At 57.7% G+C, this 12,126-nt stretch carries 11 protein-coding genes; 8 read left to right on the plus strand and 3 right to left on the minus strand.

Translation table 11 applies throughout. The features are described 5' to 3' along the window. Window positions 1-64 precede the first annotated feature (64 nt). On the plus strand, window positions 65-1,885 hold the full coding sequence (gene recQ / locus ACT3TY_RS00255; RefSeq protein ID WP_444627045.1) for a DNA helicase RecQ: 1,821 nt from the start codon (window positions 65-67) through the stop codon (window positions 1,883-1,885). 13 nt (window positions 1,886-1,898) lie between these two features. On the opposite strand, the gene mtnA is transcribed toward recQ, so the two are convergent. Next, window positions 1,899-2,915, minus strand: a complete 1,017-nt coding sequence (mtnA, locus tag ACT3TY_RS00260) for an S-methyl-5-thioribose-1-phosphate isomerase (protein WP_444627046.1) — start codon at window positions 2,913-2,915, stop codon at window positions 1,899-1,901. 126 nt (window positions 2,916-3,041) lie between these two features. On the opposite strand from mtnA, the gene mtnB reads away from it, so the two are divergent. From mtnB to ACT3TY_RS00290, 6 genes are all read left to right on the plus strand, one after another. Continuing rightward, window positions 3,042-3,629 carry a methylthioribulose 1-phosphate dehydratase gene (gene mtnB, locus ACT3TY_RS00265; protein ID WP_444627047.1) on the plus strand — a complete coding sequence of 196 codons (588 nt, stop codon included), beginning with the start codon at window positions 3,042-3,044 and terminating at the stop codon, window positions 3,627-3,629. Further along, on the plus strand, window positions 3,626-4,345 hold the full coding sequence (gene mtnC, locus ACT3TY_RS00270) for an acireductone synthase (protein ID WP_444627048.1): 720 nt from the start codon (window positions 3,626-3,628) through the stop codon (window positions 4,343-4,345). Before mtnB ends, mtnC begins: the two co-directional genes overlap by 4 nt. A gap of 48 nt (window positions 4,346-4,393) precedes the next feature. Then, complete coding sequence (locus ACT3TY_RS00275) at window positions 4,394-4,942, plus strand: 1,2-dihydroxy-3-keto-5-methylthiopentene dioxygenase (RefSeq protein WP_444627049.1); 549 nt, start codon at window positions 4,394-4,396, stop codon at window positions 4,940-4,942. A gap of 168 nt (window positions 4,943-5,110) precedes the next feature. Beyond that, window positions 5,111-6,604, plus strand: coding sequence for a sugar ABC transporter ATP-binding protein (locus ACT3TY_RS00280; protein WP_444627050.1), 1,494 nt, complete (start codon window positions 5,111-5,113; stop codon window positions 6,602-6,604). Beyond that, window positions 6,540-7,628, plus strand: a complete 1,089-nt coding sequence (locus ACT3TY_RS00285) for an ABC transporter permease (protein ID WP_444627051.1) — start codon at window positions 6,540-6,542, stop codon at window positions 7,626-7,628. Before ACT3TY_RS00280 ends, ACT3TY_RS00285 begins: the two co-directional genes overlap by 65 nt. 47 nt (window positions 7,629-7,675) lie before the next feature. After that, on the plus strand, window positions 7,676-8,728 hold the full coding sequence (locus ACT3TY_RS00290; protein ID WP_444627052.1) for a substrate-binding domain-containing protein: 1,053 nt from the start codon (window positions 7,676-7,678) through the stop codon (window positions 8,726-8,728). A gap of 97 nt (window positions 8,729-8,825) precedes the next feature. Here the strand turns inward: ACT3TY_RS00290 and mtnK are convergent, their stop codons facing one another. Both mtnK and ACT3TY_RS00300 read right to left on the minus strand, forming a co-directional pair. Further along, a complete protein-coding gene (mtnK, locus tag ACT3TY_RS00295; protein ID WP_444627053.1) occupies window positions 8,826-10,103 on the minus strand; it encodes an S-methyl-5-thioribose kinase in 1,278 nt (425 codons plus the stop codon). A gap of 126 nt (window positions 10,104-10,229) precedes the next feature. Continuing rightward, window positions 10,230-10,985 carry a DeoR/GlpR family DNA-binding transcription regulator gene (locus ACT3TY_RS00300; protein WP_444627054.1) on the minus strand — a complete coding sequence of 252 codons (756 nt, stop codon included), beginning with the start codon at window positions 10,983-10,985 and terminating at the stop codon, window positions 10,230-10,232. A gap of 146 nt (window positions 10,986-11,131) precedes the next feature. Between ACT3TY_RS00300 and ACT3TY_RS00305 the strand changes: the two genes are divergently transcribed. After that, on the plus strand, window positions 11,132-12,124 hold the full coding sequence (locus ACT3TY_RS00305) for an ABC transporter substrate-binding protein (RefSeq protein WP_193054249.1): 993 nt from the start codon (window positions 11,132-11,134) through the stop codon (window positions 12,122-12,124). Window positions 12,125-12,126 lie beyond the last annotated feature (2 nt).

Consider the following 12,126-nt stretch of genomic DNA (forward strand, 5'->3'; position numbering starts at 1 on the left):
CCCTAACCAACGGGCAAGCGGCTTTTCGTGCGACAATCCCCGCTCGGCAAAAAGGAGAGCGAGGATGCACGGCGAACCCAACCCGGCGGCCCTCACGGTGCTGCAGGAAGTCTTTGGCTACGACAGCTTTCGCGGCCCACAGCAGGCGATTATTGATCATGTGGTTACCGGTGGCGATGCACTGGTATTGATGCCCACCGGCGGTGGCAAATCGCTGTGCTATCAGATTCCTGCGCTGTTGCGCGACGGCACCGCCATTGTGGTTTCTCCGCTGATTGCGTTAATGCAGGATCAGGTGGCGGCACTCGTGCAGAACGGCGTACGCGCTGCGTATCTCAACTCCAGCCTTGATTACCATGAGGCGGTCGAGGTGGAGAATCGCCTGCGTTCAGGTGAGCTGGACCTTTTATACGTCGCCCCCGAGCGGCTTGCCACGCCGCGTATGCAGGCGCTTCTGGAACAGGCCCGGATTGCCCTGTTTGCGATTGATGAGGCCCACTGCGTTTCCCAATGGGGCCATGACTTCCGCCCTGAGTATCGCCAGCTCTCCCAGCTGCATCAGCGCTTCCCTCAAGTGCCGCGCATCGCGCTCACCGCTACCGCCGATGTACCTACTCGGGGCGATATCGTTGAGCATCTGCAGCTTCAAGATGCGGCGCTTTATAACAGCGGCTTTGATCGTCCTAACATCCGCTACCATATCGCTGAAAATCAGGGTAACGCCCGTGATCAGCTGCTGCGCTTTATCCGCGACAACCACGACGGCGAAGCCGGGATAGTTTACTGCCTATCCCGGCGCAAGGTAGATGACACCGCCGCCTGGCTTGAGCGCCAAGGGCTGACAGCACTGCCCTATCATGCGGGGCTTCCCGCAGAGCAGCGCCAGCATCACCAGACGCGTTTTCTGCGCGAAGATGGCGTGGTGGTAGTGGCTACCATCGCCTTTGGTATGGGCATCGACAAGCCGGACGTGCGCTTTGTCGCCCACCTCAATCTGCCCAAGAGCATTGAAGCTTACTATCAGGAAACCGGCCGCGCCGGGCGCGATGGCCTGCCTGCCGATGCGTGGATGTCCTACGGCCTGCAGGATGTGATTACGCTGCGCCAGATGCAGCAGGACTCCAGCGCTCATGATCATCAAAAGCGTATCGAGCAGCAAAAGCTTGATGCCATGCTGGGGCTTTGCGAAATCATCAGTTGCCGCCGTCAGGCACTTTTGCACTACTTCGGCGACCATTTGGATGCGCCTTGCGGTAACTGCGACAACTGCCTGACGCCGCCCGAGACCTGGGACGCCACGGTGGCAGCGCAAAAGGCGCTGTCGTGTGTCTACCGCACCGAGCAGCGCTTCGGCGTCACCTACTTGGTGGATGTGTTGCTGGGTAAAAGCAACGAGCGCATCACCCGCTTTGGTCACGACAAGATCAGCACCTTTGGCATCGGCAAGGATCTCTCGGCCAACGAATGGAAGGCGCTGTTTCGCCAATTGATTGCCAGCGGCTTTCTAAGCGTGGATATGGAAGGTCATGGCGGGATTCACTTAACAGCAAACGCCAAGCCGGTGCTGCGCGGCGAGCAGCCGCTAACCCTGCGCAAGCCCAGCAAAACCAAGACCGCCCGGCGCGGCAGCAAGAGCAATTCGGCAGCACCCGGCCACGGCCCTTTGTGGGAAGCCCTGCGCCAGCACCGCAAAGCGCTTGCCGAAGCCCAGGGTGTGCCTGCCTACGTTATCTTCCACGACGCCACGCTTGCCGAAATGACCGAACAGAAGCCTCATAGCTTGCAGGCACTCGGCGCTATCTCTGGCGTTGGCGCCCGCAAGCTTGAGGATTACGGCGAAGGCTTTCTAGCGGTGATTCAAACCCACGCGGATGCCACGCTTTAAATGCAGAGACCGTTTACCGACAGTGTTCGCCACGGGCGATAGCAGCCGCATCAAACACGCCGGTATCCAGCACCCAGCCGGTGACTAGCGCGGCGGGCGTAACATCAAAAGACGGGTTCCACACTGGCGCATTTTCCGGCGCCCAAACGACCTCCCCGAATGCCCCGGTAGCGCCGCGTATTTCTGCGGCGTCGCGCTGCTCAATCGGAATGTCATCGCCGGTGGCGCAGGCCTTGTCTACCGTGGTGTAGGGTGCTACTACGTAGAACGGCACCTTATGGTAGTTGGCGACCACTGCCAGCATGTAAGTGCCCACTTTGTTGGCAAAGTCGCCGTTGGCGCAGATGCGGTCGGCGCCGACCATTACTTTATCCACTTTGCCTGCAGCCATTAGGCTTGCCGCCATGCTGTCGGCAATCAGTTGATATGGAATATCCAGGTCGGCCATTTCCCAGGCGGTTAATCGGCCGCCCTGAAGCAGCGGGCGGGTTTCGTTAACGTACACATGCAGCGCTACGCCGCGCTTTTTAGCGACCGCCAGCGCGCCAATCGCCGTGCCGACACCGGCCGTCGCCAGGGCGCCGGTATTGCAGTGAGTAAGCACTCGCTCGCCGTCATTCAGTAAGTCCGCGCCGCGCTCGGCCATCTGCAAACACAGCTCGCGGTCCTCTTCAAACAGCATGGCGGCGCGCTCAGCAAGCGCAGCCGGTCCTTGAGCAAAACAGGCCTCCATGGCATCCAGGCAGTACATCAAATTAACTGCCGTGGGGCGCGTAGCCCGTAAGCGATCACTTACCCACTGCCATTCGTTCTCCTGCCCTGGATGTTGCGCGGCATACTGCGCCAACACAAAGGCCGCACTCAGGCCGATTAATGGCGCGCCGCGAATCGCCAGGCTTTTCACCGCCACCTGCCAATCTTCTGGGCTTGCACAGCGCACCCACGTTTCAGCCTGCGGCAGGCGGGTTTGATCCAGATACTCAAGCGAGTCGGCATACACCCGTAAACTGCGTGACTGAAGATGAGGCATCAGGGACTCCTTGAGTACTGCGATAAAGAACGTATGGAAAGAGCGAATACGGCACGTGGCTTATCAGCCGCGGAGCATATCATATAGAATGAAGGCCTTTGAAAGCGACGCGATACTGACCCTACGATGATATTACAAGACGAACTGCTAGCAGCGATCTCTTGGGCGGCCCAGCAAGGCTGGACGCCCGCCACGGGCGGTAATTTTTCTGCCCGTGTGCCGCAAGGTTATCTGGTCACCGCCTCGGGCCGTGATAAAACGCGCATTCAAGCCGATGACTTATTGCTTTGCAACCTTGAAGGGCGCGTACTTGAAGGCAGCGGTAAACCCAGTGCAGAAAGTGACCTTCACGCGGCACTTTATCGGATGGATGAACAGATCGGCTGCGTACTGCACACCCACACCGTGGCAAGCACCGTCCTTTCGCGTCGTTTTCCTGAAGGCATTGCGCTAAGCGGCTTTGAAATGCAAAAGGCGCTACAGGGTAATAGCACGCATGACGCCACCATTCACTTGCCGGTGGTACCCAACTCCCAGGATATGAGCGAGCTGGCCGACCACGTACGGGCAGGTTGGCCGATGCCCTGGGGCTTTCTGGTGGCGGGCCACGGTATTTATGCCGTGGGCAGCAGCATTGCCGAGTGCCGCCGCCATTTGGAAGCCATTGAGTTTTTACTTGCCTGTGTCCTTGAAGAGAGCCGGTGGTCCAAATGATCAATCATCCAGATGTTAATAAGCCAGATCTTGATAACACCAGCATTCGCGCCGTGGTCACCGATATCGAAGGCACCACCACCGATATCAGCTTTGTGCATAAGGTGCTGTTCCCCTACGCTCATGATCAGTTGCCCGAGTACGTGTACACCCACTCGGCCCAACCTGATGTGGAAGAGCAGATAGACGCGGTACGCATTGAGCTCAAGGAACCGGACGCTTCGCTGGATAAAGTCGTTGAAACCCTGCTCTACTGGATCGAAACTGACCAAAAAGTCACGCCGCTCAAAGCACTTCAGGGCATGATGTGGGCCGATGGCTACCAGCGTGGCGCCTTTAAAGGGCATCTGTATAGCGATGTCGCCCCGCGTCTTCGTCAGTGGGCCGAGGCCGGCAAACAGCTTTACGTCTACTCGTCAGGCTCCGTGCAGGCGCAAAAGCTGCTGTTTGGCTACAGCACAGAGGGCGATTTAACGCCGCTGTTCAGCGGCTACTTCGATACGCATATCGGTCACAAGCGCGAAGCCTTGGCGTATCAGCATATTGTCAGCAAGCTACAGCTCCCCGCCGACGAAATCCTGTTTCTATCCGATGTGGTAGAAGAGCTGGATGCCGCCAAGCAGGCGGGCATGCAAACGCTACAACTGGTGCGTGAAGGTACTCAGGCTGGTACGCAGCACGCTTGCGTGACAAGCTTCGATGAGATCAATCTCTAACAACTTAGCCTTTAACAGTTCAAGTATTAGCTAGCGGAGAGCGCCTTAATGTCACAACTTAAAGTATTTGCCGATCAAGACCCGAACAACGCGCTGGTCGATATTACCGACGGAGAGCAGATCAAGGCCGAACTCAACCGTGTAGGCGTGCTATTTGAGCGCTGGGCAACGCCGGGCGAGATCGCCGACGACGCTACCCAGGACGATATTCTGGCGCTCTACCAGGACGACATCGAACGCTTGAAAACCCAAGGCGGCTACCAGACGGTGGATGTGCTGCACATGGTGCCTACGCATCCTGAAAAGGCTGCCATGCGCCAAAAGTTTTTAAACGAGCACCGCCACTTTGAGGACGAAGTGCGCTTTTTCGTGAAGGGCCAGGGGCTTTTCTGCCTGCATATCGAGGACAAGGTGTATCAGGTGCTGTGCACCCAGGGCGACCTGATCAGCGTGCCTGCCGATACCCCCCACTGGTTCGATATGGGACCCGCGCCTGAATTCACCGCGCTGCGTTTCTTCGACAACGTGGAAGGCTGGGTGCCGCACTGGACCGAGAGTGATATCGCGGGCAAGTTCGACCGGATTGATCAGCTGTAAATATCGGCAGTAACTAAAAGGACGCGGGTTCAATTCCCGCGTCCTTTTTTGCGCTGGCCTCAGGCTTTTCGTGCTTGCCATATGCCCTGCCACGGCGATTGACTTTCCAACCTCCGTTACCGATGATCTTGCGCCCTTCACAGCGTATGCCTACCAAGGAGAAACGTCTTGCAAGCGAGCGTGCTTGATATCCAGGGGATTCATAAATCCTTTGGCAACAATCAGGTCTTGCGTGGCATTGATATGCATATCAATGCTGGCGAAGTCGTCGTATTGATGGGCGCCAATGGGGCAGGCAAGTCGACCCTGGTTAAGGTACTTAGCGGCTACCACGCAGCCGACCACGGCCAGATGCAGCTTGCCGGCATGCCCTACTGCCCGCGCGATGCGCGTGAGGCGATCCACCACGGCGTGGTGACCGTACATCAATCCATCGATGACGGTGTCATCCCCGACCTGGACGTCGCCAACAACCTGATGCTGGATAGACTAGCCTCCGGTGCGCACGGCTTATGGGTCAGCGCTAAAAAGCTCCGCCAGCAGGCAAGCGAAGTCGCCGATGCCATGGGTCTTGACATCGATCTGAACGCCCGCGTTGCCGACCTTTCGGTGGCCGACCGGCAGATGATCAGCATCGCCAGAGCCATGGCCCACGCCCCCAGACTTTTGATTCTGGATGAGCCGACCTCGTCACTCTCCGCCTCTGAGGCCGAGCGCTTGTTTACGGTGATCGACCGTTTGCGCGCCCAGGGCGTGGCGATTGTGTATATATCGCACCGCATGTCCGATATCAGGCGCTTGGCGGATCGCATCATCTGCTTGCGCGATGGGCAGATATCCGGCGTATTTGATCAAGCGCCGCTGGATCTCACCGCCGCCGTGCATGCCATGCTGGGTCAGGCGATCAATAATGCCGATATTGAGCCGGCAACACCGGGCGCGCCTATCCTGACGCTACAAAATGTCGAACTGACTCAAGGCGCGGCGCCGGTCAGTTTGAACGTGGGTGATGGCGAAGTTGTCGCGTTTACCGGCCTGCTGGGCAGTGGGATGTCGGCGCTTGTCGAGACCCTGTTTGGGCTGCGCTCTTTAAGCAGCGGTACCATGCAGGTCGATGGGCAGCCCTATGCGCCCGCCAATGTACGCGAAGCGCTTGCCCGGGGCGTATTCATGTCGGTAAAAGACAGGGCGACCAACGGCGTGATCGGGGATTTTAATATCGCCGACAATATGACGCTGCCGTTTTTAAAAGCTTTTACCCGCGGAGCCTTCTTGAGCGCCCGCCAGCAGCGCGCCAGTACCGAGCAGATGATTGCCCAGCTGGGGATCGTCTGCCAATCCCATGCGGATTCGATTGGCACGCTTTCCGGGGGCAACCAGCAAAAGGTCATGATCGGGCGCTGGCTTCAATCGCCCAGCCGCGTGTTGCTGCTGGATGAGCCCTTTCAAGGCGTAGATATCGGGGCACGGCAGGATATAGGCCGCCATATCCGAGCAACCGCCAAAGGGCGCGCCACGCTGGTGTTTGTCTCTGAACTAGACGAGGCGATTGAAATCGCTGACCGAATTATTGTGTTACATGAAGGAGCCATTGCTGGTGAGCAATCCAACCGAGATATCGACCTCAACGCCCTCGTCGCCCAAGCCTCCGGAAAAGCCTAACGCTAGCGCCGCGAAAGCCCGCTGCCTGGAGCTAGCCATTCGCTACGGTTTCTTGCTTCTGCTGGTAGCGCTGGTGGTTTACTTCAGCCTGGCGGCCTCTGGCTTTGCGAACCCGCGTTCGGCGGTATTTGTACTTCAGTCTGTGGCGATTACCGGCATTCTGGCGTTGGGCGTGACCACCACGCTGGTGGTAGGCGGGTTTGATCTATCCATTGGTGCCGTGGCCACCACCTCGTTGATGCTGGCCGCGTACTGTATGGTCGTCCTCGAACAGCCAGCCTACGTGGCTGTGGCGGTGTGCCTGTTGATGGGTGCTTTCATCGGGCTTATTAACGGCCTGCTGATCGTCAAGTTCCGCATTCCTGACCTGCTGGCCACCCTGGGCATGATGTTTTTGCTGATTGGCCTTCAGCGCATTCCTACCCAGGGCAACTCTATCGCCACCGGTATGTCGCTGGCCGATGGCTCCACTGCGGAAGGCACGTTCTCGGCGGCGTTTCTGTGGCTAGGCAGGCACCGCTTTGACCTGATTCTGGAGCGTTTGATTCCGGTGCCGGTAGTGGTGTTCGTATTGATCGCGGTCGCTATTTGGCTGTTTTTAGGTTTTACCCGTCACGGTAGACTGATGTATGCCATTGGCTCCAATGAGCGTGCGACCGCTCTGGTGGGCGCGCCGGTGGAGCGTTACAAGATCGCGGCGTATATGATTTCTGGCGTTACCGCCTCGATTGGCGGTATTTTGCTGGCCGCCCGTTTAGGTCGGGGCGATATTGCCAGCGGCAATAACCTGCTGCTGGATAGCGTGGCCGCGGCACTAATTGGCTTTGCCGTACTGGGTGCTGCGCGCCCCAATGCATTTGGCACTGCCATGGGCGCACTTTTTGTGGGGATACTTCTTCAAGGCATGACGATGATGAATGCACCCTACTACACCCAGGATTTTGTTAAAGGCGCGGTACTGGTGGTGGCGCTCATGTTCACCTTTTACCTCTCCTCACGGCGTGGCCAATCAGACCGTCATTAATTAATAAACGCATCAACTCTAAAAACGTTAACAATCGGGACACCGCTATGCTTAAACACCGTATGCTCAAACGCTTTGCTGTAAGTTTTACCGCCGCCATGGTGCTACTGGGAACGAGCCTGGCAACAGCTGAGGAGCGCCCGGCACCCTTTGATGCGCCGGAAGATGTCACCATCGCGCTTATCCGCTATATCTCCACGGGCGATTTCTTTCAGGCCTATCTGTCGGGTGTAGAGGCGCAAGCCGCTGCGCTGGGCGTGAACCTGCGCGTGCTGGATAGCCGCCAGGATGCGGCCCTGCAGGCAGATATGGTGGACCAGGCCATCGCACTTGGCGTGGACGGCATCATCATTCAACACGGGCTGCCGGAGTCCATGAAAGATGCCGCCCAGCGCGCTGTAGAGGCGGGCATTGATGTTGTGGCATTCGATGTGGAAGTGGACAACCCCGCCATCCCGCAAGTCGAGCAGTCCGATTATCTGCTGGGCGAGTTGGTGCTTAACCAGGCGCTACAGGATAACGGTGACCGCTTTACCGCAGGCTATGTTTACGTGCCAGGTATCGCGCCGCTTGATCGCCGCAACGCCGCTTGGGAAGATTTTAAAGAGGCTCACCCAGGTGTGACCGAAGCCGCCGTATTCGGCACCCTGGATAACCCGATCGCCAATTCGGTTGCCAATCAGGCCCGCGCGGTGATTCAGGCCAACCCAATGATTGATGTGTTCTTCGCGCCCTATAATGAGTTTGCAGCGGGCGTGAAAATAGCCGTGGATGAAATGGGTCTGGGTGAGGATATCGCTATTTATTCCGCCGATATCTCCACCTCCGACATTGCCGCCATACGTGAACCCGGCTCGCCCTGGGCCGCAACGGTTGCCACCAACCCAACCGTGGTGGGTGAAGTCTCGGTACGTACGCTAGCGCTATTAATGGCCGGTGAAGCGCCCGTCCAGCAGGTTATCGTGCCGCCCACGCTGATTACTCAGGACTTCCTGAACGATAACGCCATCACCAACATGGAGACGCTGGGTGAAAATATGCCGCAGTTCTCCCATGCTGAGGTAGTACTGGCTGATTGGCTGACCCTGCCTGAGCGTTAATCCTGGACAGTGGCAAACCAGCCATTCAAAAGCCGCGGGCCTGCTGCCCGCGGCTTTTTTGCGACTTTTTTAAAGCACGTCTTTTATAGAGTGCTGTTTATAGAACATCCTGACGGTTATACGCTTGGGCCAGTTCAATAAGCGCAGGTATTTCACAAACCGCCTCAGGATTCATAATAAGCGCCTGGCCCATCAACACATTGCGGGCTTCAAGCCGGGCGCGCAGGGCAGTGTCTTCGATCTCTTCGAAATCCGCATTATGGGCCAGTGACAGCACCCGGCGGTGCATCTCGATACCGCAGTAGGCCAGCGCATCCAGGCGAATTTCCTCCAACAGCGCATCGCAGGCGTCGTCCGCGCTGTTGCCTTGGTCTTCAAACAGCGCCTTGGGGAACAGAATGCCGGTGCGCTCGGTTTGCCATAAATAACGGAACTCGGCATCAAAGCTTGTGAAGCACGCCTCGATGACGTCGAGAATCCACGCCTGATAAGCGTCCAGATCGTTATCCTTTCTGTGGGCAGGCTGACTAAAGTACGCCATCAGGAAGTTGGCCACGGCCATTCCCAGATCAAACGCCATCGGCCCGTACTGGGAAAACTCAGGGTCGATCACGCGCACGTCGGTATCGGTCGCCATGATCGAGCCCGAGTGCAAATCACCGTGGAGCATGGTTTCAGTGTTGGCAGTGAACTTCATCAATAGCCGCTGAACCCTGGCTTTTAAGCGCACATTGCGGCGCAGCTCGTCCACCACTGGCGAAAGTTCCGGCGTGTGGTGGTTCATCTCGGCGCCGTAATAAGGGTCGGTGAACACCAATGATTCGGTAATCGCAGGAATCGCCACGTTACCCGAAAACAGCCCCACATCCTGCTTCTTCTCTGGGCTTGGCAGAGAAAGCTCCGAACCGCGAAACGCCGTGCGCGCACAAAACTGGCCGATGGTCTCCCCCAAGCGAGCCACGCGCTCACCTTTAATCAGCTTACGGCGCAAGATCGTGTGCGGGTAAAGATACTCCATCACAAACAGGGCCTGGGGCTTATCGAAATAAAACACCTCCGGCGCAATGTTTGGGGCACGCTTGGCCTGGCGCACCAGGGCGTAATACTCAAAATGGGCGCGGTAAAGCGGCAGCGGCCAGCTTTCGCCCACCATACGAACATAGGGCAGCGCCTGCTTAACCACCACACTGCCCGTGGGGCCCGTCACGATAAACACCAGGTTCAGGTTGCCATCGCCCACCTCACGAATTTCCCAGCTCGCGGGGTCGCCACCAACACGGCTGGCGACTTCGTGTACATCACCCAGCCGCGTTGCCAGCGTATCGACGGATAGCGCTTCATAACGTAAGGCCGCTTCTGATTGACCGTTTTCCACAGCGTGCTCCTCAAGCCAATTTTTGGGGTATTTGTCATTACCTGAGGGCCAATGTCAAATAGATACCCACGCCTGTCGGCTGCGGCTACCTCGCCGACCACTTACTACCTGCTCATATCAAACTGCTCATATCAAAAACCTAACGCCCTGTGCGGCAAGAGGGCTGCGCAATCGGTCGGGGAGCGCCACGTCGGTAATCACCGCGTCATAATCGGCTAGTTGCCCCGCCGCACAGCGCAGCGGTAAATCAAACTTGGTGCTATCCAACACCAGAACGCGCAAAGCCGCATTGGCCAACAGCGCTTCACGCGCCATGACCTCATCGTCGTTATAGTCGAAAAGGTTGCCGTGAGCATCCATGCCGCCTACCGAAACAATACCTACATCCGCTCGGTAGCGTTGAAAAAAGCGCCACGCGTCGCCGCCAATCACGTCCTGGTCGCGGCGGCGCACCCGGCCGCCTGCCACCACCAGCTCACACTCCAGCGCGGATAGCCTGATAAGCGCGTGAAGATTATTGGTCATGATATGCAGGCCCTGTTTGTCGTGCAGCGCGTCAGCCAGCTGCTCAACGGTGGTGCCGGTGCCTAGAAACAGCGACTGATGAGGCTGAATCAATGAAGCGGCCTGGCGGGCAATATGGCGTTTTCCAGCTTCGTTGACGATCTGGCGCTGGTCGTAGTCGATATTTTCGCGGTCGGGAAACGGCAGTACCTCGCCGTGGCGCCGCAGCACCATGCCCTTTTCGGCAAGAAAGCGAATATCGCCGCGCAGCGTTTGTACGGATACCCCAAACTGATCAGCCAGCGCCTCTAGCGAATGGCGCCCCTCCTGGCGCACCCGCTCAAGCAGCGCCCGGCGACGCTCGTTTAAGCCTTTCATTCTGCTCTCATCTCCCCTCTTTTTTATTAACGAAAGACTTTCCGATGCTTACGAAAGCTCTCCTCCTTCAAACGAAAGGGTAGTGTCACGATGTTGTAAGGTGATGACAGTAGTGTGAGCAGAGTCAACTCACTGGAGACTTTCTGATGCTTAAGCGCTCACTCTGCACCGCCATTGCTCTTACCACCACGATGGCAAGTTTGGCTCTTTCGGCAAACGCCGTTGCCGACGACAAGCTCGTGCTCTACACCAGCCAGCCCAACAGCGATGCCCAGCAAACAGTCGATGCCTTCCAGGCAGCCTATCCGGATATCGAGGTGGAGTGGGTACGCGACGGCACCACTCGGTTGATGACCCGCCTGCGCTCCGAGCTTTCCGCCGGGGTCAGTAACCCGGATGTGCTGCTGATCGCCGACAGCATGACCATGGAGTCGTTAAAGCAGGAAGACCAGCTTCAGGCGTATTTGAGCCCTAATCGTGAAGCCTTTGATGCCGAGCTTTTTGACCCCGAAGGCTTCTACTACGGCACCAAGCTGATCACCACCGGTATCGTGTACAACACCGGCGCTGACGAGCAGCCGCAAAGCTGGCAGGACCTGCTCAAGCCTGAATATGAAGGCTTAGTGACCATGCCAAGCCCGCTTTACTCAGGGGCTGCCCTGATTCACATGGCGGCGATTAGTGAAAATCCTGACCTGGGTGAAAGCTATTACGATGCCTTGCATGACAACCGCACTGAGGCCCAAGGCGGTAACGGCGGGGTATTCAACGCAGTGGCAGCGGGCACCAAGCCTTACGGCATCGTGGTGGATTTCCTGCCCATCCGCGAAGCGGCCAAAGGCTCGCCGGTCGAGTTTGTCTTCCCTGAAGAGGGTGTGAGCGCGGTCACCGAACCTGTCGCCATTATGGCAGGTGCCAAGAACGTCGACGCGGCACAGAAGTTTGTCGATTTCGTACTCTCGGAAGAGGGTCAGCAGTTGGTCAGCGAGCAGGGTTATCTACCTGCCCACCCGGGTGTTACGCCGCCGGAAGGCTTCCCCGCCCGCGACACCATCGAGCTGATGCCTGTTGATATCGCCCAAGCGCTTGAGCAGGAAGAAGCCCTGAAGCAGCGTTTTAGCGACCTGTTCGGCGGCTGATC

It is taken from the genome of Halomonas sp. AOP22-C1-8, from assembly GCF_052378905.1.
Lineage (GTDB): Bacteria > Pseudomonadota > Gammaproteobacteria > Pseudomonadales > Halomonadaceae > Vreelandella > Vreelandella citrativorans.

What these genes read in the sequence shown, in the direction of transcription:
- mtnA (WP_444627046.1), bottom strand. Translation starts at nt 2,915, where the DNA reads ATGCCTCATCTTCAGTCACGCAGTTTACGGGTGTATGCCGACTCGCTT.
- ACT3TY_RS00300 (WP_444627054.1), bottom strand. Translation starts at nt 10,985, where the DNA reads ATGAAAGGCTTAAACGAGCGTCGCCGGGCGCTGCTTGAGCGGGTGCGC.
- mtnC (WP_444627048.1), top strand. Translation starts at nt 3,626, where the DNA reads ATGATCAATCATCCAGATGTTAATAAGCCAGATCTTGATAACACCAGC.
- mtnB (WP_444627047.1), top strand. Translation starts at nt 3,042, where the DNA reads ATGATATTACAAGACGAACTGCTAGCAGCGATCTCTTGGGCGGCCCAG.
- ACT3TY_RS00290 (WP_444627052.1), top strand. Translation starts at nt 7,676, where the DNA reads ATGCTTAAACACCGTATGCTCAAACGCTTTGCTGTAAGTTTTACCGCC.
- recQ (WP_444627045.1), top strand. Translation starts at nt 65, where the DNA reads ATGCACGGCGAACCCAACCCGGCGGCCCTCACGGTGCTGCAGGAAGTC.
- ACT3TY_RS00275 (WP_444627049.1), top strand. Translation starts at nt 4,394, where the DNA reads ATGTCACAACTTAAAGTATTTGCCGATCAAGACCCGAACAACGCGCTG.
- ACT3TY_RS00305 (WP_193054249.1), top strand. Translation starts at nt 11,132, where the DNA reads ATGCTTAAGCGCTCACTCTGCACCGCCATTGCTCTTACCACCACGATG.